The sequence below is a fragment of the Mycobacterium intracellulare ATCC 13950 genome, assembly GCF_000277125.1.
Taxonomy (GTDB): domain Bacteria; phylum Actinomycetota; class Actinomycetes; order Mycobacteriales; family Mycobacteriaceae; genus Mycobacterium; species Mycobacterium intracellulare.
Genome location: NC_016946.1, coordinates 3,128,948 through 3,147,737 on the forward strand (window position 1 = coordinate 3,128,948; position 18,790 = coordinate 3,147,737).

The window sequence follows — 18,790 nt, forward strand, 5'->3', positions numbered from 1 at the left end:
CAGTAGTTTGCAAATCCATTCCATCAGGCGCGGAGCTCGGCGCCGACCGACTCGGCGGCCCGGCGCACGGCGGCCTCGCGGGCCGCGGTGGCGTCGTCCTCGGTCAGCGTGCGGTCCGGCGCCCGGAACCGCAGCGCGAAGGTCAGCGACTTGCGGTCCTCCCCGATCTGCGGGCCGGTGAAAACGTCGAACAGCTGCAGGTCTTCCAGCAGCTCGCCCGCGCCTTCGCGCACGGCGTCGGCCACCGCCTGAGCCGGTACGTCCGCCGGCACCACCAGGCTGACGTCCTGGAAGACGGCCGGGAACGGAGACACCCGGGGCGCGGGCAGCGCCGCGGCGAGGGGCACGGCGTCGAGATCGAGCTCGAGGGCGCAGGTGCCCTTGGGCAGCCCGGAGCGCTCGGTCACGGCCGGGTGCAGCTGGCCCGCGTACCCGACCGTCGTGTCGCCCACGAGCACCTCGGCGCAGCGGCCCGGGTGCCACGGCAGCTGCTGCGCCGCCCGCAACCGGACGTCGATGCCGGCGGCGCGGGCGATGATGCGCACCGCCTCGAACGCGTCGGCGGCCTCGGCGCGCCGGCCCGGCCCCCAGGGGCCGCGCGCTTCCCGCAGGCCGGTCAGCACCGCGGCGACGTGCTGGGGTTGGCGCGGCAACGACGCGTCGAGCGCGGCGATCTCGGCGTCGGTGGGCCGGCGGTCGACGGGGATCGGCGTCACGCCGCGGGTCTCTGCTGTCGGCTGCACCACCTGCGCAAGGGCATAGAGCGAAACGTCGACCAAACCGCGGGATACGTTGCGCACCAAGGCTTCCAGCAGCGCCGGCAGCAGGGTGGTGGCCAGGTGCGGGCGGTCGGCCTCCAGCGGGTTGAGCACGTCGGTCGTGACGCGCCGCGGATCGTCGGGCGGCAGCCCCCACAGGTCGAACGCCCCGGCGGGCAGAAAAGGCGTCGGCAGGATCTCGACGTACCCGGACTGGGCCAGCGACCTGCCGATGGCGCGGCGGCGCTGTTGCACGGCGGACAGCCCGCGGCCGGCCGGCGCCGACGGCAGCACCGACGGGATGACCTCCAGGCCCTCGAGCCGCAGCACCTCCTCGACGAGGTCGGCGGGCTGCAGCAGGTCGGGTCGCCAGCTGGGTGGGGTGACCGTCAGCGTGTCGCCGCGTTCGGCGACGCCGGCACCGATTTGGGACAGCCGCTTGGCGGCCGTGCCCGAAGCGTAGGCCACACCGGCGATGCGGCCGGGCAGGTCGGCGGCGATGTCGATCGGCGACCCGGCCCACTCGTCGCGGGGCGGGTCGCCCCGCCAATCGGTCAGCGTGTCGGACACCGCGCCGCCGGCGATCTCGGCGAGCAGCGTGGCGCAGCGGTCCAGCGCGGCAACGGAAATGGCCGGATCCACGCCCCGCTCGTAGCGGCGGGCGGCCTCGCTGGGCAGGTGCAATCTGCGCTGGGTGCGCGACACCGCGGCGGGATCCCAGACCGCGGCCTCGAGCAGCACGTCGGTGGAATCGGCGCGCACCTCGGTGCTCGCCGCGCCCATCACGCCGCCGATCGCCGTGGTCGCCGTGTCGTCGACGATCAGGACGTCGGCCGGTTCCAGTTTGCGTTCGATGTCGTCGAGGGTGACGACGGTCTCGCCGGGACGGGCGAAGCGCACGCCGAAGCCGCCGGTGATGCGGTTGCGGTCGTGGGCGTGCAGGGGGTGGCCCAGCTCGAGCATCACGTAGTTCGTGACGTCGACCGCCGGGGAGGTGGGGCGGATGCCCGAGAGCAGCAGGCGGCGCTGCAGCCACCACGGTGACACGGCAGCCGGCTCGATGCCGGTGACCGGGCGCAGCGCGAACCGCCGCACGCCGGTGTCGGGCTGCACCGTCAGCGGCCAGGCCTCCCCGTTGGCCGGCAACGGCTTGACGTCCGCGGGGTCGACGAAGTCCAGGTCGTAGGCGCAGGCGACCTCGCGCGCCAGGCCCCGCAGCGACATGCCGTAACCGCGGTCGGGGGTGATGGCCAGGTGGAAGATCACGTCGTCGAGGCCCAGCACGGCGTGGCCGTCGGCGCCGGGTTCGGCGGTGCCCGGCGGCAGCACCAGAATCCCGGAATGGTCGGCGCCCAAACCGAGTTCGGCCGCCGAGCAGATCATTCCCTCCGAGGTGCGGCCGTAGGTCTTACGCGCGGCGATGGCGAATCCGCCGGGCAGCGTGGTGCCCGGCAGCGCCGCCACCACGAGGTCACCGGCCACGAAGTTGGTTGCGCCGCAGACGATCTCGCGGTCTTTATCCTCGCCCACGTCGACGTGGCAGAACCGGATCGGCTTCTTGAAACCGGTGAGTTCCTCGATGTCGGTGACGCGGCCCACCGTAAGCGGGCCCTCGACCGGGCCGAGGGTGAGAACCTCTTCGACCTCGTGGCCGATGTCCACCAGCGCCTGCTCCAGCTCGGCGGGGGCCACGTCCCAGCCCGGCGCGCCGGCGTTCACGACCTCGCGCAGCCAGCTGTACGGAACGCGCATCAGGCACCCACCCCGAACGGCAGCGAGAACCGGACGTCGCCCTCGACCATGTCGCGCATGTCCGGAATCCCGTTGCGGAACTGCAGCGTTCGTTCCAGGCCCATGCCGAACGCGAAGCCGGAGTATTCCTCGGGGTCAATTCCGGCCGCCCGCAACACGTTTGGATGCACCATCCCGCAGCCGCCCCACTCCACCCAGCCCGGGCCGCCCTTCTTGCCGACGAACCACACGTCGACCTCCGCGGAGGGCTCGGTGAACGGAAAGAAGTGCGGGCGGATGCGGGTCCGCGCCTCGGGGCCGAACTCGGCGCGCGCGAACGCGTCGAGCGTGCCCCGCAGGTGCGCCATGGACAGGCCGCGGTCCACCGCCAGGCCCTCGACCTGGTGGAAGACCGGGGTATGAGTGGCGTCGAGCTCGTCGGTGCGGAACGTGCGGCCGATCGAGACGATGTAGACGGGCAACTCGCGGGCCAGCAGCGTGCGCACCTGCACCGGCGAGGTGTGGGTGCGCAGCAGCTGCCGAGAATCCTCGGGCGCGATGTAGAAGGTGTCCTGCTCGCTGCGCGCGGGGTGGTCGGCGGGAAAGTTGAGCGCGTCGAAGTTGAACTGTTCGCTTTCGACCTCGGGGCCGTCGGCCACTTCCCAACCCATGGCGATGAAGGTGTCGGCGACGTGTTCGGCGAGGATCGTGATCGGGTGCCGCGCCCCGGTCGGCTGCCGCGTCGACGGCAACGTGACGTCGATGCGCTCGGCGACGAGCACGGCGGCGTCGCGTTCGGCGCGCAGGGCCGCGAGGCGTTCGTCGTACCCCTGCTGGGCCTCGCCCCGCGCGGCGTTGACCCGCTTGCCGGCATCGGCGCGTTGGTCTTTGGCAACGCTCCCCAGCGCCTGGCGCGCGAGCGCCAGCGGTGAGCGGTCGCCGAGGTGCTCGGTCTTGGCGCGCGCCAGCGCGTCGAGGTCGTCGGCCCGGGTGAAGGCCTGCCGCGCGGCGTTGACCGCCGCGGTCAACGCTTCGGGCGACAGGTCGACGGGTTGCTCACCCACGCGGCGACACTCTCCTTGCTGACGAGGCTATTAGGGCTGCCCGCATCGATGGTGCATTCCGCGCGGCACGGGACGACTGCTGATCATAGTGATCGGATCCGCGGCGCCCGGCGGGCGCTGGGCAACTGCGCGGCGGGACTCAGCCGGCGACGGCCGGCGCCGGACCGGGCAGCGTGTCGTCGCCGTCCAGCGGCGCGACCGGCAGGCCCCGGCCGGTGACGTACTTCGCCCCCGCGTAGGCGACCACGGCGCCGAGGAGACCGAACACCGGGGTCGCCGCCATGGTCCCCCAGTGGTGGGCCAGCATCAGGAAACCGAAGCCCGAGGAAGCCGCCAGCATCAGGTACCGCGCCGGTGTCCAGTGGATCGGCTGCCGGAACCGCGCCGACACGAGCACGCCCAGGATCACCGCGACGGTGTGACCGGCGTCGGTGAAGTCGCCGCCGACGATCGCCGAAGCGATGCCCGCCGCCACCCACCAGCCGACCCAGGCGGCCCGCCAGCGCGACGGGATCACCGCCGTCATCGCGCCGAGCACCGCCAGCGCGCCGTAGCTCATCCCGACGTCGCTCGCCCGGGTGATCGACACGGGCAGCCAGCCGAATTCGACCGCCCCGGCCAGGGCGGCGGCCACCAGCAGCGTCGCGCCGATGTGGCCGACGAGAAACGCCACCACCAGCCGGATGGTGCGCAAATGCAGCTCCGCCAGCGCCAGCAGGCAGGTCAGGAAGGGCAGCCAGAAGTAGAGCGGCCCGGCGTCGACGACCAGCGCGCTGCCCAGCAGCGTGCCGAGGTGCCCGTGGGCCAGGTTGTGCAGGTTGGTGCTGGCGCGGGCGACGATGACGTCATGTGCGTCCGGGCCGAGCACCAGGATGGCGCAGCTGATGGCAAGCAGCAGCGCCGCATACCCCACGGTGAATTGGACCCGGGCGAGCCGGGACACGATGCCCCCTAGCATTGGCACCCATTATGGCTGCGGTTTTGTTTCGGCTGTGTCATCAGAGCCTGACAACTCCCTAAAAGTCTTGAGGCGATATATCGCCAAATCGGCGGGCAGGCCGGCGGGCTTCGGCCCGAAAACCGGTTTGCGGGTCCGCTTGGCCTCGACGCCCAATGCGTCCAACTCGCTTTGCGGTATGAGATCCAACGTTGAACTCGACACCATGATTCCACCTTTGGTGGCCCGTTCCATAACTCGTGCGGCGATATTCACATCCACGCCGAGCCAATCCGAGGCCAGCCGCTGCGGTCGTCCGGTGTGGATCCCCACGCGCATCCGCGGTGTGTAGCCCTCCACCTCGACCGATCCGACCGCCTCCTTGGCGGCCAACACGGCCCGCACGGCGACCGTCGGATCGCCGAACACGGCCATGAGTCCGTCACCCATGCGTTTGACGATGTGCCCGCCGGCGTCGAGCAGCGGCGGCTCGAGGGCCCGCGCCACCTGACGCAACAGCGCCAGCGCCGCGTCGTCGCCGGCCCGCAGGGACCACGTCGAAAACCCGACCAGGTCGGTGAAGACCAACGTCACCTCCGGATTGGCCGGCCGGCGGGAAACGCCTTCGGTCAGCGCCTGCCACACCTGCAGCACCCCGAGGCTGACCTCACGCGACACCGCGTCGCGGTCCCCCAGCAGCCGGTCGGCCGCGCGCGCCGCGGCGCGCGGACCGCCGTCGCCGGCCGTGGACAACGGATCGCCGAACTCGGGGTCCCCCGGCAACAGCCGGCGTGCCCGCCGGACCAGGGCGACCGCCCCGGGGCTGTGATTGCGGCCGTGCAGCCATTGGGTCGCGTTGTGCACCGACAGCGGCGTGCGCCGCGAAGCGGAGTGCGCCGCGCGGGATTCGTCGGGCTCGCCCGGCTTCAGATCGCGACGCGCGAGTTCCACCTGGCCAGGTTATTTGGTTTCGTCAGAGGCAGGCAACGACGGCCCCGGCGGGTGTGTCACAAGTCGCACCTCACCGCCTGATCACGGTGGCGGCACACCGGTGTGGAACCTCGATAACAGCTGCGGGGACACATCACCGAAATCGTAGACAACACTCGTTGTCAAAAGTTATCGTGAGGCCAATCGGTGCAGGAGGCCGCGATGACTGCCAGATCGACTACCCCCGCTGATCCGCTCGGACCAGATTCTTTGACCTGGAAGTATTTTGGCGATCTGCGCACCGGAATGATGGGCGTGTGGATCGGTGCGATCCAGAACATGTACCCCGAACTGGGCGCCGCCGTCGAGGAGCATTCGATCCTGCTGCGCGAGCCGCTGCAGCGGGTGGCCCGGTCGGTCTACCCGATCATGGGCGTGGTCTACGACGGCGACCGCGCGGCCCAGACCGGGCAGCAGATCAAGGGCTACCACCGCACGATCAAGGGCGTCGACGCCGAGGGCCGCCGCTATCACGCGCTCGACCCCGACACCTTCTACTGGGCGCACGCCACGTTCTTCATGCTGATCGTCAAGGTGGCCGAGTACTTCTGCGGCGGCCTGACCGAGGCCGAGAAGCGGCAGCTGTTCGACGAGCACGTGCAGTGGTACCGGATGTACGGGATGAGCATGCGGCCGGTGCCCGGGTCGTGGGACGAATTCCAGGAGTACTGGGAGCGGGTCGGTCGCGAGGAGCTGGAGATCAACCAGGCGGTCCTCGACATCTTCGACATCCGCATTCCCAAACCCAGGTTCGTGCTGATGCCGACACCGATCTGGGACCAGATCTTCAAACCGCTGGTGGCCGGGCAGCGCTGGATCGCGGCCGGGCTGTTCGAGCCCGCGGTCCGCGAAAAAGCCGGTATGCGTTGGACTCCGGGTGACGAGGTGTTGCTGCGATTGTTCGGCAAGATCGTCGAACTCGCGTTCCTGGCGGTGCCCGACGAGATCCGGCTGCACCCGCGCGCGCTGGCCGCCTACCGCCGCGCCGAGGGACGGCTGCCCAGCGACGCGCCGCTGGTCGAGGCCCCGCCGTTCATGGCGCCGCCGCGCGACCGCCGCGGGCTGCCGATGCACTACTTCCCGCCGCCGCCCAAGTTGCCGTTCGACCCCGCCCTGCAACCCGCCCGGGCGCTGCTGGAGCGGGCCGGATCGCTGGTGCACACGACGTTGTCGCTGGCCGGCCTGCGCGCCGGGCGGGGCCGCCCGAAGCGCGCGGTCAAGGCCGCGTAGGCAGCTTCAGGGCCCGCGCGCTCTGGTACAGACAGATGGCCGCGGCCGACGCCACATTCAGGCTCTCGGCGCCGCCGGACATCGGGATGCGCAGCCGGTGGTCGGCCGCCGACGCGATTTCGCTTGGCAGGCCGTGGGATTCGGGCCCGAACAGCCACGCCGTCGGCCTGCCCAGCAGTTCGCCGGCCTCGTCCAGCCGTCGCTCACCGTCCACGGTGGTGGCGAGCGCCTGCAGACCCGCGGCACGCACCGCGTCCACGGCGGCGAGGGCGTCCGGCGCGACGACGACAGGGACGCAGAAGATGCTGCCGGCCGAGGCGCGCAGGCATTTGCCGTTGTACGGATCGACGCTGTGGCCGCCGAGGATCACGCCCGCCGCGCCCATCGCGTCCGCGAGGCGGATCAGGGTGCCGGCATTGCCGGGCTCGCCGATCTCGACGGCCACCGCGAGCAGCTGCGGCGCGCCCGCCAGCACGTCGTCGAGGCGGGTCGCCGGCATGTCGCACACCGCGACCAGCCCCGCCGGGGTGACCGTGTCGGAGAGCGCCTTCGCGGCGCGCTCGGTGACCGGGTGGACCGGGCAGTCCAGCCCCGCCAGCAACGACGCATGGCGCTGCTCGGCGACCTCGGTGACAAAGACGTCGCGGACCAGGCCGCGACGCGAGGCCGCCTCGACCAGGTTCGGGCCTTCGGCGAGGAAACGCCCCGCCCGACGGCGCCCGACGTGGCGATGCAGTTTGACCGCCGCGGCGACCCTGGCCGAACGTTCGGTCAGCACCTGCCGGTCGGGCATCTTCGGTCGGGCCGGTTAGGCGGCTTCTCCCGAATCCGAGGGGGCGTTGACGTCCTCGGGCAGCGCCGCGCGGGCGATGTCGACCAGCGCGGTGAAGGCGGCCGGGTCCGCGACCGCGATGTCGGCCAGGTTCTTGCGGTCCACCTCCACGCCGGCGGCCTTGAGGCCCTGGATCAGCCGGTTGTAGGTGATGTCGTTGGCGCGCGCCGCCGCGTTGATCCGCGAGATCCACAGCTTGCGGAACTCGCCCTTGCGCGCGCGGCGGTCGCGATAGGCGTACTGCAGCGAATGCAGCTGCTGCTCTTTGGCTTTGCGGTAGAGCCGGGATCGCTGGCCGCGATAGCCCTTCGAGGCCTTGAGAATGCTGCGCCTCTTCTTGTGGGCGTTGACCGCCCGCTTCACGCGTGCCATTGGATGTTCCTACTCTCGTTCATGCGTAGTGGGTCGATAAATGGGTTCGCCGTGCCAGCTCGCGATGCGGGTCTGGCCGGCGTGGTGATCAGCCGTTCAGCAGCCGATTGATCCGCTGGGCGTCGTTGGCGGCCACCACGGTGCGGCCGTCGAGCCGCCGGGTCCGTTTCGTCGGCTTGTGCTCGAGCAGGTGCCGGCGGTTGGCCTTCTGCCGGACGATCTTGCCGGTTCCGGTGCGCCGGAAGCGCTTTGACGCCCCGCTATGGGTCTTGGCTTTGGGCATGTTTCCTCTGGTTCTCGCTCGGTTCTCGTTATTAGGTCAGTTCGACTAGGTCAGTTCGACGACGGTTCGGCGTCGGCGGCGTCGGAATCCGGTGCCGCTGCGCCCCCCACCTCTTCGGGGTGCCGCGCCCTGGCGCGGGTCTTCGCGCCGCGGTGCGGCGCCAGCACCATCGTCATGTTGCGGCCGTCCTGCTTGGCCGACGTCTCCACGAAACCGTATTCGGCGACGTCCGCGCCCAGGCGCTGCAGCAACCGATAGCCCAGCTCGGGCCGCGACTGCTCACGTCCGCGGAACATGATCGTGACCTTCACCTTCGATCCCGCCTCCAGGAAGCGGATGACGTGGCCCTTTTTGGTCTCGTAGTCGTGATCGTCGATCTTGGGTCGCAGCTTTTGTTCCTTGACGACGGTCTGCTGCTGGTTGCGGCGGGATTCGCGCGCCTTTTGCGCCGCTTCGTATTTGAACTTGCCGTAGTCCATGATCTTGCAGACCGGCGGCCTGGCGTTCGGGGCAACTTCGACAAGGTCCAGATCGGCGTCCGCAGCGACGCGCAGTGCGTCTTCGATGCGCACTATGCCTACCTGCTCTCCCCCTGGGCCAATCAATCGGACTTCAGGTACGCGGATGCGCTCGTTGACGCGGGTCTCAGTGCTGATGGGGCCTCCCTTGTTGGGCTTCTCTATGTCCTGCGGTGACGACCGTTGCCTGGGTTCGTCGGGAAGCAGCGGCGGAAACACCACACCACGAGCAAAAAAGCCCTGCACAAGCAGGGCCCAATGCCGACCGATCGCGGCCGAGGGCTACTCGGGCCGCCCGCGCTGGACGCGGAACAGGCATACGCGCTGCCTGTGACCGGACCGTCGAACCTTCCGCAGATCCGCACAGGGATCTCGTCGGTTCGCGGTGGGAGTGGGACTCCACTTAACTGTTCCTGGCGTTCGCCGGGATGGTCGCAGGCGTCAGTTTAGCAGCCTTGAGGTGCCTTTTAGCACTTCGGCCGGTCGGCGGCGCCGCGCCGGCCACCGACCGGCCCCGAAAAACGCGTGCAAACTCGCGCCCGCCACTCTTAGCGCTTCGGCAAGCTTTTCACGGATTGAGGGCATATCCTCGCGGTCTGTGACACTCGCTTCTCCTCGTTCAGGCCCCCGTTCGGGGCCGCACTTGGGGCCCCGTAGCCGATCGAACTCGCGGTATCGCTGGGTGCCCGCGGCGGCCGGATGGACCGTGGGTGTCATCGCCACCGTGTCGCTGCTGGGCAGTGTGTCCCCCCTGATCCGTTACCTGATCAAGGTTCCGCGCGAGTTCATCAACGACTATCTGTTCAACTTCCCCGACACCAGCATCGCGTGGTCGTTCGTGTTGGCCTTGTTGGCCGCGGCCCTGACCGCGCGCAAGCGGATCGCCTGGCTGCTGTTGCTGGGCAACATGATTCTCGCCGCCGGCCTGAACGCCGCCGATATCGCCGCCGGGGACAACACCGCCGCCGAGATCTTGGGCGAGAATCTCGGGTTCGCCCTGCACATCGTCGCGATCGTCCTGCTGGTGTTGGCCTATCGGGAGTTCTGGGCCAAGGTCCGCCGGGGCGCGCTGGTCAAGGCGGCCGGCGTGCTGGTGGCCGGCGATGTGGTGGGGATCTTGGTGTCCTGGGGCCTGGTCGAGTTGTTCCCCGGAACGCTGGCCCGCCCGGATCGCCTGCCCTACGTGGCCAACCGGGTGGTCGGATTCGCGCTCGCCGATCCGGACCTGTTCACCGGCCGGCCGCACGTGTTCCTCAACGCGATCTTCGGTCTGTTCGGCGCGCTCGCGCTGATCATGGCGACGATCGTGCTCTTTCAATCTCAGCGCGCGGAGAACGCGCTCACCGGCGAGGACGAATCGGCCATCCGCGGGCTGCTCGAGCTGTACGGCAAGAACGACTCCCTGGGCTACTTCGCCACCCGCCGCGACAAGTCGGTGGTTTTCGCCCAGAGCGGGCGCGCCGCCATCACCTACCGGGTCGAGGTCGGCGTCTGCCTGGCCAGCGGCGACCCGATCGGCGATCCCCGGGCGTGGTCCCAGGCCGCCGACGCCTGGCTGGGTCTGTGCCAAACCTACGGCTGGGCGCCCGGCGTCATGGGCGCCAGCACCCAGGGGGCGCGGACATATCGCGAAGCCGGCCTGAACGCGCTGGAGCTCGGCGACGAGGCCATCCTGCGGACCGCCGACTTCAAGCTGTCCGGCCCCGACATGCGCGGAGTCCGACAGGCCGTGACCCGCGCCCGCCGGGCCGGCCTGACCGTGCGGATCCGGCGGCACCGCGACATCGGCGCCGACGAGATGGCCGACACCATCACCCGCGCCGACGCCTGGCGCGACACCCAAACCGAGCGCGGGTTTTCCATGGCGCTGGGCCGCCTCGGCGACCCCGCCGACGGGGACTGCCTGCTGGTCGAGGCCCTGGACCGGGACGGCGCCGTCGTCGCGATGCTGTCGCTGGTCCCGTGGGGAACCACCGGCGTCTCCCTGGACCTGATGCGCCGATCGCCCCAGTCCCCCAACGGCACCATCGAGCTGATGGTCAGCGACCTCGCACTCAACGCGGAAAACCTTGGCATCACCCGCATTTCACTGAACTTCGCGATGTTCCGCTCGGCTTTCGAACAGGGTGCCCAACTGGGCGCCGGCCCCGTCGCGCGGCTGTGGCGCGGGTTTTTGCTGTTCTTCTCGCGGTGGTGGCAGCTGGAGACGCTGTATCGCTCCAACATGAAGTACCAGCCCGAATGGGTGCCGCGGTATGCCTGCTACGAGGACGCCCGCCTGATCCCGCGGGTCGGGGTCGCCTCGGCGCTGGCCGAGGGCTTCCTCGTCCTGCCGTTCGGCCGGCGCAAGCCGCACACGGGTCACCACCCGGCCGTCCCCGCCCGGCTGGCCGCGTCCGGGCTGCTGCACCACGACGGGAGCGCGCCGGACGTCAGCGGGCTGCAGAGGCGCCAGGAGTCGGCCGACGAGGAAGAGGCGAGATCCCGGCTGCCCGAGCAGGTTCGGGTGCGCCTGGCCAAGTTGAAGGTGTTGCGGCGCAAGGGCATCGACGCGTATCCGGTGGGCCATCCGCCCAGTCACACCGTCGCCGCGGCGCTCGACACGGACGACCGGGAGACGATCACCGTCTCCGGCCGGATACTGCGAATACGCGACTACGGCGGGGTGCTATTCGCCCACCTGCGTGACTGGTCGGGGGAAATGCAAGTGCTGCTGGACAATTCGCAGTTGCAGCGCGGGCGAACGGCCGACTTCACGGCGGCCATCGATCTTGGCGACTTGGTCGAGGTCTCCGGCCACATGGGCTTTTCCAAGAAGGGAACCCGCTCGCTGATCGTCGGCGACTGGCGGATGATCGGTAAGTGCTTGCGGCCGTTGCCCAACAAGTGGAAGGGGCTCACCGATCCGGAGGCCCGGGTGCGGACCCGCTACGTCGACCTGGCGGTCAATCCCGAGTCTCGCGAATTGATCACGGCACGCAGCGAGGTGTTGCGCTCGGTCCGGCAGACGCTGTTCGACAAGGGGTTCATCGAAGTCGAGACCCCGATCCTGCAGCAGATCCACGGCGGAGCCACCGCCCGGCCGTTCGTCACGCACATCAACACCTACGACATGGACCTGTTCCTGCGGATCGCGCCGGAGCTCTACCTCAAGCGGTTATGCGTCGGCGGCGTCGAGCGGGTCTTCGAGCTGGGCCGGGCCTTCCGCAACGAGGGCGTGGACTTCAGCCACAACCCGGAGTTCACCCTGCTGGAGGCGTATCAGGCGCACGCCGACTACAAGGTCTGGATCGACGGGTGCCGCGAGCTGATCCAGAACGCCGCCGAGGCCGCCCACGGCGAGCAGGCCGTCATGCGCCCCCGCGACCAAGGCACCGGTGGCGGCCTCAAGCCGGTCGACATCTCCGGCGTGTGGGCGGTCAAGACCGTGTACGACGCCGTCTCCGAAGCACTCGGCGAGCACATCGACCCCGCCACGCCGCTGCCCGCGCTGCGCAAGCTGTCGGATGCCGCGCACATTCCGTATCGGGCGCACTGGGACGCCGGGGCGGTGGTGCTGGAGCTGTACGAGCATCTGGTCGAGGACCGGACCGAGGAGCCGACGTTCTATATCGACTTCCCGACGTCGGTGTCGCCACTGACCCGCCCGCATCGCAGCGAGCCCGGCGTCGCCGAGCGGTGGGACCTGGTGGCGTGGGGTGTCGAGCTGGCCACCGCCTACAGCGAGCTCACCGATCCGGTGGAACAGCGTCGCCGCCTGCAGGAGCAGTCGCTGTTGGCCGCGGGTGGGGATCCCGAGGCGATGGAGCTCGACGAAGACTTCCTGCAGGCGATGGAATACGCGATGCCGCCCACCGGCGGACTCGGGATGGGCGTCGATCGCCTCGTCATGCTCATAACGGGTCGCAGCATCCGGGAGACGCTGCCGTTCCCGCTGGCCAAACCCCATTGATCGAGGTCAGCAACACTGCGCTCGTAGTGGGCGAACATTAGGCAAACAGGTTCCGGGCCGGTAAACAATAGATCACAATGACTCACGTGACAGCCTCGACGAACGGTGCGCCCGCGCAGTTCCTGGCCCTTAGTCACACCTCGCTGATGCATGGCTGGGTGCCGACGACGATCCAGGTGCTGGCCGCCGTCGTGCTGACGTTGGCGGTCGGGTGGCGGTCGCGTCGCTGGCGCGCGGTGCGGATGCCGGTGGCGGCGCTGAGCGGCGGCGCCGCCGCCTACCTGACCCACTGGTACGTCGTCGACCATGGACTCTCCGAGGAGCCGGCGCCGACGGCGCTGTGGGTGTGGATCGCGCTGACGGGCGTGGCGGCGGCGGTGCTGGTGCTGGGCTGGGGCAGCGCGCGCCGCTGGCGGCGCGGCGCGGGGATGCTGGCCGTGCCGTTGTGCTTGCTGAGCGCGGCGCTGGTGCTCAACCTGTGGGTGGGCTACTTCCCCACCGTCCAGTCCGCGTGGAGCCAGCTGACGTCGGGCCCGCTGCCCGATCAGACCGACCAGGCGACCGTTACCGCCATGGCCGCCAAGGGAACCCGGCCACCGCACGGCACCGTGGTGCCCGTCGCGATCCCCTCGGACGGGTCGCACTTCAAACACCGTGGCGAGCTCGTGTACCTGCCGCCCGAATGGTTCGCCACGTCCCCGCCGCCGCCGTTGCCGACCGTGATGATGATCGGCGGGCAGTTCAACACGCCGGCGGACTGGACCCGTGCGGGCAACGCGGTCAAGACGATCGATGACTTCGCGGCCGCGCACGACGGCAAGGCGCCGGTGTTCGTGTTCGTGGACTCCGGCGGCGCCTTCAACAACGACACCGAATGCGTCAACGGGGTTCGGGGCAACGCCGCCGACCACCTCACCAAAGACGTCGTGCCCTATATGGTTTCGGCGTTCGGTGTCAGCCCGCTGCGGTCCAACTGGGGTGTGGCGGGCTGGTCCATGGGCGGGACCTGCGCCGTGGACTTGACCGTCATGCATCCCGATATGTTCAGCGCGTTCGTCGACGTCGCCGGCGACTTCTTCCCCAATGCCGGCAACAAGGCCCAGACCATCACCCGGCTGTTCGGCGGAAACGCCGATGCCTGGGCGGCTTTCGATCCGTCCACGGTGATCACCCGGCATGGGCCGTACCGCGACGTCGCCGGCTGGTTCGCGATTTCGTCGGACGGTCCGCCGACGGCGCGCCGGGACATCACATTGACCGACAGCGGCGCCATCCGTCTGGCCGGACGCGAGGCGGCCGCCAACCCCGCCAATCAGACCGCGGCCGCCTATTCGCTGTGCGCGCTCGGCCGCGCCAACGGAATCGACTGCGCCGTCGTTCCGCAGCCCGGCCGGCACGATTGGCCGTTCGCGGACCGCGTGTTCGCCGCCGCGCTGCCCTGGCTGGCCGGAGCGCTGGGCACCCCGGGCATTTCGCGGACGCCGTTGCCCTCCGCCCCGGCCGCCGGCGCCCCGGTCGTCGTTCCGGCCGAACGTTCCAAGACCGCGATGCGGTAGCTCGGTGGTATCCGTTGCGCGCGTTCGGCGTGCGGTCTTCGCGCGGCACTGCCATCCGTGGAGCGCGTGGAGCCGGTGGGCGAGCACGCCGTTGATCCTGGTGCCGCCGTGGACGCGGCGGTGGAGCCACGCGGCGTGGATCGCGCTGTGGCTGGCCGCGAACCCGTTCGTTTTCGGCAAGCCCGCCCATCACCGCGCATGGTCGACGCGGGCGATGCTGGGCGAGGAGCTGTGGATCAGTCGTCGCCCCCGCGATGCGGCGGCGTTGGTCAGCGCGGCGACGTCGGCCGCCGCGTTGGGCGCGGTGCTCGCCGCCCGCCGCCACCGGCTGCGGCCGGCGCTGATCGCGGTCGCCGTGCAGATGGCGCTGACCCTGGTGTACTGGCAGCAGATGGTCCGGTATCTCGAGCGGCGGGCGCGGTAGCCTCACGGGACCTTGTGGGCGAGAACACCGTTCGTCGCCGAGGACGGCAGCCGCCACGTAAGCGCGGTGACGATACGCAGGTATGGTTATCCGATACCTCCGTATCGTGAGGCGATGCGGGTGTATTGTCCGGCCGTGGGACCCACCCGGCTGTTTCCGTACGACCCGCCCCCTCCAGCAGACCCTTCGCCCAAGGAGCGGATTCGCGACGCCGCGCTGAGCTGCTTTGCCGTTCGCGGCATCGCCGCCACGACGTTGCGCGCGGTCGCCGAGACCGCGGACGTTTCGATTGGGCTGGTACAGCACCACTTTCGCACCAAGGCCGCGCTGAGCGCCGCCGTCGATCAATACGTCCTGCAAACGGTGAGTGAGGCATTGGAACCCGCTACGCTGCCCGAACCGCCGTCCGACAATCTCAACGAGGCAGGGCGGCGGCTGACCGCGCTGATGGTCGAACGTCCCGATGTGATGTCCTACCTCGGGCGTGCGCTCGCCGAGGGTGGCGCATTGGGTTCGGTCATCTTCACCGGTCTGGTGGGTATCAGCGCGGGGCAGGGTGATCAGTTCGGGCAACAGGGCAAGCTTCGGCCCGACCTCGATCCCGATTGGGGGGTGCTCAACCCGCTCATCCTGCGCATTGGCGCCATCATTCTGCATCCCTACATCGAGCTTTACCTGGGTGAGTCGTTCTTCAGCGCGCCACAGCTGCGACGGTGGGACGCCGCGGTCACGAGCCTGATACGGCGCGGGCAATTCGCCGAGGAAACCGAGCTGCAGGACAAGGACGTCATCGCCCGGTGAGCGGCCAAACGCAGCGTTAAGACGGCCGGCACGCCGGTCAGGTGCTATACACGAAACACCATGGACGAGCGCACGGTAACCGCGCATAGCGCACAAATTCTCGACCCCGAAGAGCCCGGCGATCGTCTGGTACTGGACCGACTTCGAACCGATCCCACCGTCGAGGTCGTCGACCGGCTCGACGCGCAGCTGGCCAATCTGCGCGGCCTCCACCCGCCACCGGATTCGACCCTCCTCGGCGAGGGAACCCGGTGGGCGTACTACCCGTGGCGGCGCGCCGTCGTTGCGGTGTTGGGGCCGCGGGGGTTTCGGGCGTTACGACTTGATCGCAACAGGAACAACATCACCATTGCGGAACAGGCCAGGCTCAGCTCGCTGACCATTGGCGTCGCCGGCCTGAGCGTCGGGCATGTCATCGCGCACACCCTGGCGGTCCAGGGATTGTGTGGCCGGCTTCGCCTGGCGGATTTCGATCATTTGGAACTATCGAATCTGAATCGGGTGCCGGCCACTGTGTTCGACCTCGGGTTGAACAAAGCTCAGGTGGCGGCGCGCAGGATCGCCGAGCTCGATCCCTACCTGGCGGTGGATGTGCTCGACACCGGAATCACCGCAGACACCATCGATGCGTTCTTGGATGGACTGGACATCGCCGTCGAAGAATGCGATTCGCTCGACATGAAGGTCGCCTTGCGGCTGGCGGCCCGTGACAGGCGTATCCCCGTGTTGATGGCGACCAGCGACCGGGGGCGGGTCGATGTTGAACGCTTCGATCAACATCCCGAACGCCCGATCATGCACGGATTGCTGGACGGGCTCGACGTCGAGCTGGTGGCAGGCATGAGTACCCGGGACAAGCTCCCTCACATGCTGCGTTACGACGAAGCCGAGCACATCTCGCCGCGCACCGCCGCATCGCTCATCGAGATCGACCGGTCGCTGTCGACGTGGCCGCAGCTGGCATCCGATGTCATTGTGGGCGCCTCGGCCCTGGCCGAGGCCGTCCGCAGAATCGGACTGGGCGAACAGCTTCGATCCGGCCGGTGCCGCATCGACACAGGCTGGGCGCTCGACCAGCTGCGCGAGGTCGACGCGGCCCAGCATCGCCCTGCGCGTGACAACGACCAGGGAGACGACCCGGCGGCCCCCGCGGTCGACGACACGATTGTCGCCGCCGCCATGCGCGCCCCCTCGGGCGGAAACAGTCAGCCGTGGCGCATCGACGCGCAACCGACCGAGCTCACCATAAGCATTGCCACAGAACATACTTCGACGATGGACGTGGGCTTCCGCGGCAGCGCCGTCGCGGTGGGCGCGGCGCTGTACAACGTCAGAATCGCCGCCGCCGCCCGCGGGGTGCTCGGCCCGGTGACCGTATCCGAAGACGGCGCCGGGTCTCCGCTGCGGGCCACCATGCACTTTGGAACCGGCAGCGACCCGGCCCTGGCCGATCTCTATGAACCGATGATCGTGCGGGAGACCAACCGGCATCGCGGCACACCTCAACCGCTCGACGATCAGACGACCAAGTTACTCACCGTCACGGCCGAGCGGGAGGGCGCACGCCTGCACCTGCTCACCGGGCGAGACGAGCTTTCGCGGGCCGCAACGATTTTCGGCGCGGCCGACCGCATCCGGTACTTGACGCCGCATCTGCACGCGGAGATGGTCTCGGAACTGCGCTGGCCCGGAGACCCCGACCCCGACACCGGTATCGACGTGCGCTCGCTCGAACTCGACGCCAGCGACTTGGCGCTGATGGATATCGTGCGCCGGGCCGACGTCATGGCTTATCTTGCGGAATGGGACGCCGGCAGCGCGCTGGGCGACGGGATGCGCGACGAAGTCCTCGCCGGCTCCGCCCTGGCCGTGCTCACCGTGACCGGGGGGCGCCTCCGTGACTACGCCCGCGGCGGGTCGGCGGTCGAGGCGGTATGGATCGTTGCCCAGCGCGAAGGCCTCGCCGTCAGGCCGCTGTCGCCGGTCTTTCTGCATGCGCGGAATGCTGCTGATCTCAATGAGTTATCGGCCGCTTTCGGCGACGAATTAGCCCGATTACAAGACGGATTTGCGCGCCTGATCGCGACCGATCCCGAGGAATCGATCGTGCTGGTCTTGCGCTTGGCCTCCGCGCCGCCACCGTCGGTGTCCAGTCGCCGCAGCCCGAGCCGGGTCCGTTCGGGGCGCCCGTGATGCGCCCGTCGTGCGACGAGCGCGCCGGGGCCATCGGACCTCAGAACGGTTTCGCCGTGAATCCCCATCGCAACAAAGCCGACTCGCGGCGGGCTTGACGACTCAGCCGAGGGTCCCGCGCGCCGGTCAGCGCGCTCGGTCCGCCGCGCGCCCCGTACATCCAGTACGCCTGCAGGTAGGGCACCGGTGTCGAATGACCGCGGTGCATTGCTTGCAGACCCGCTGCGGCAAGCTCATTCGACAGTTCCGCGATGGTGAACGCCGCCGCCTCGCTCGCAATGGCGTCTTGGCGCAGGACGGCCGGCGAGTCGGGGTCGGCGATCGCCAGCATGCTGGGGGCGGCCGCCGGGTCCCGGAGTCGCTGAAAATCGGAAATCCACACTGCGGCCCCACTGCGGCGTTGGATCGCTTCGATCTGTCGAAGGGCGCCGCGCAAGGTGTCGAAATCGGGTAGCTGATGCAAGGTCCACATGCACGAGACGGCGTCCCACGGGGCCGTTGAAACCCGCTCCGGCAACGCGGTGATGTCCTCCCGACGCAGTTCGACACGTTCTCCGATCCCTTCGGCGTCGAACAGCGCCCGCGCCGTGGACAGCATGTTGGGGGCGAGATCGACGGCTGTGGCCCGAACGTCGGGTCGTCGGCGCAGGACGGCGCTCAACGCACGACCGGAGCCGACGCCGAGATCCAGCAGGCGGCCGCCTGGAGGCAGCAGCGCATCAAGCGCGCGAGCGCACAAGTCGTACACCGCGCACATGCCGGGGTTGGATGCGCCACCGGTGTGGAACTGTGCGACGGACTCCGGATCGTCCACCACCATCGGCTCAGGAATGCGCTCCCGCCCCGGCGGATGCGACCGCTCACGCAAAACGATCCCAGGCATTCGCCACAGCGGCCGAATTCTCTTCACCCTCAACCTTTCATGGGGTCCGCATGATCGATTTCTCGTCAGGCTCTGGCGGCAGTCAGCTACCCGGCCGAAGTGTCGCAAATGATTATTAACCTGTCCGCGCAGTCTGCACCGGCGTCCCGTTGAATTTCGCTGCGTCGAAACGGACGTCCTGGAATACTTGTCCGGTCAGCGGGGGCCGGCAAGCTTTCGGCCTGCGCGGTCGTTCGACCGGCGTAGGCAACAGCATTTCCGCAGGA

The 18,790-nt window shown here is 69.3% G+C and carries 15 protein-coding genes; 6 read left to right on the top strand and 9 right to left on the bottom strand.

Features of this window, described 5'->3' with window-relative positions:
* Positions 1-23: 23 nt before the first annotated feature.
* From pheT to OCU_RS39320, 4 genes are all read right to left on the bottom strand, one after another.
* Positions 24-2,510, bottom strand: a complete 2,487-nt coding sequence (pheT, locus tag OCU_RS39305) for a phenylalanine--tRNA ligase subunit beta (protein ID WP_014380326.1) — start codon at positions 2,508-2,510, stop codon at positions 24-26.
* Positions 2,510-3,553, bottom strand: coding sequence for a phenylalanine--tRNA ligase subunit alpha (pheS, locus tag OCU_RS39310; protein WP_014380327.1), 1,044 nt, complete (start codon positions 3,551-3,553; stop codon positions 2,510-2,512). Before pheS ends, pheT begins: the two co-directional genes overlap by 1 nt.
* Positions 3,554-3,692: 139 nt before the next feature.
* Positions 3,693-4,511: a rhomboid-like protein gene (locus tag OCU_RS39315; RefSeq protein ID WP_020188598.1), complete on the bottom strand. Its 819-nt coding sequence runs from the start codon at positions 4,509-4,511 to the stop codon at positions 3,693-3,695.
* Positions 4,512-4,520: 9 nt separating this feature from the next.
* Positions 4,521-5,441 carry an adenylate/guanylate cyclase domain-containing protein gene (locus OCU_RS39320; protein WP_014380329.1) on the bottom strand — a complete coding sequence of 307 codons (921 nt, stop codon included), beginning with the start codon at positions 5,439-5,441 and terminating at the stop codon, positions 4,521-4,523.
* 201 nt (positions 5,442-5,642) lie between these two features.
* On the opposite strand from OCU_RS39320, the gene OCU_RS39325 reads away from it, so the two are divergent.
* Positions 5,643-6,710, top strand: coding sequence for an oxygenase MpaB family protein (locus tag OCU_RS39325; RefSeq protein ID WP_008257632.1), 1,068 nt, complete (start codon positions 5,643-5,645; stop codon positions 6,708-6,710).
* Here the strand turns inward: OCU_RS39325 and OCU_RS39330 are convergent.
* From OCU_RS39330 to infC, 4 genes are all read right to left on the bottom strand, one after another.
* Entirely contained in the window at positions 6,697-7,488 is a 792-nt protein-coding gene (locus OCU_RS39330; protein WP_085978378.1) for a TrmH family RNA methyltransferase, read from the bottom strand. The two genes, OCU_RS39325 and OCU_RS39330, sit on opposite strands and share 14 nt — an antisense overlap.
* A 30-nt stretch (positions 7,489-7,518) precedes the next feature.
* Positions 7,519-7,914, bottom strand: coding sequence for a 50S ribosomal protein L20 (gene rplT, locus OCU_RS39335; RefSeq protein WP_008257634.1), 396 nt, complete (start codon positions 7,912-7,914; stop codon positions 7,519-7,521).
* A gap of 88 nt (positions 7,915-8,002) precedes the next feature.
* Positions 8,003-8,197, bottom strand: coding sequence for a 50S ribosomal protein L35 (gene rpmI / locus OCU_RS39340; RefSeq protein WP_008257635.1), 195 nt, complete (start codon positions 8,195-8,197; stop codon positions 8,003-8,005).
* 50 nt (positions 8,198-8,247) lie between these two features.
* Positions 8,248-8,853 (bottom strand): translation initiation factor IF-3, encoded by a 606-nt coding sequence (infC, locus tag OCU_RS39345; RefSeq protein WP_026071357.1) that lies wholly within the window; start codon positions 8,851-8,853, stop codon positions 8,248-8,250.
* A 460-nt stretch (positions 8,854-9,313) separates the two neighbouring features.
* Here infC and lysX point away from each other — a divergent pair, with 460 nt between their 5' ends.
* From lysX to OCU_RS39370, 5 genes are all read left to right on the top strand, one after another.
* Positions 9,314-12,667 (top strand): bifunctional lysylphosphatidylglycerol synthetase/lysine--tRNA ligase LysX, encoded by a 3,354-nt coding sequence (lysX, locus tag OCU_RS39350; RefSeq protein WP_372457224.1) that lies wholly within the window; start codon positions 9,314-9,316, stop codon positions 12,665-12,667.
* 77 nt (positions 12,668-12,744) lie between these two features.
* Positions 12,745-14,223 carry an alpha/beta hydrolase gene (locus OCU_RS39355; protein ID WP_026071356.1) on the top strand — a complete coding sequence of 493 codons (1,479 nt, stop codon included), beginning with the start codon at positions 12,745-12,747 and terminating at the stop codon, positions 14,221-14,223.
* Positions 14,224-14,227: 4 nt separating this feature from the next.
* Positions 14,228-14,647: a DUF6653 family protein gene (locus tag OCU_RS39360; protein ID WP_026071355.1), complete on the top strand. Its 420-nt coding sequence runs from the start codon at positions 14,228-14,230 to the stop codon at positions 14,645-14,647.
* A 135-nt stretch (positions 14,648-14,782) separates the two neighbouring features.
* A complete protein-coding gene (locus OCU_RS39365; protein WP_014380336.1) occupies positions 14,783-15,448 on the top strand; it encodes a TetR/AcrR family transcriptional regulator in 666 nt (221 codons plus the stop codon).
* A 60-nt stretch (positions 15,449-15,508) separates the two neighbouring features.
* Entirely contained in the window at positions 15,509-17,641 is a 2,133-nt protein-coding gene (locus tag OCU_RS39370; RefSeq protein WP_014380337.1) for an Rv1355c family protein, read from the top strand.
* Between the two features lie 40 nt (positions 17,642-17,681).
* On the opposite strand, the gene OCU_RS39375 is transcribed toward OCU_RS39370, so the two are convergent.
* Positions 17,682-18,524 carry a class I SAM-dependent methyltransferase gene (locus OCU_RS39375; protein ID WP_225324252.1) on the bottom strand — a complete coding sequence of 281 codons (843 nt, stop codon included), beginning with the start codon at positions 18,522-18,524 and terminating at the stop codon, positions 17,682-17,684.
* Between the last annotated feature and the right edge of the window lie 266 nt (positions 18,525-18,790).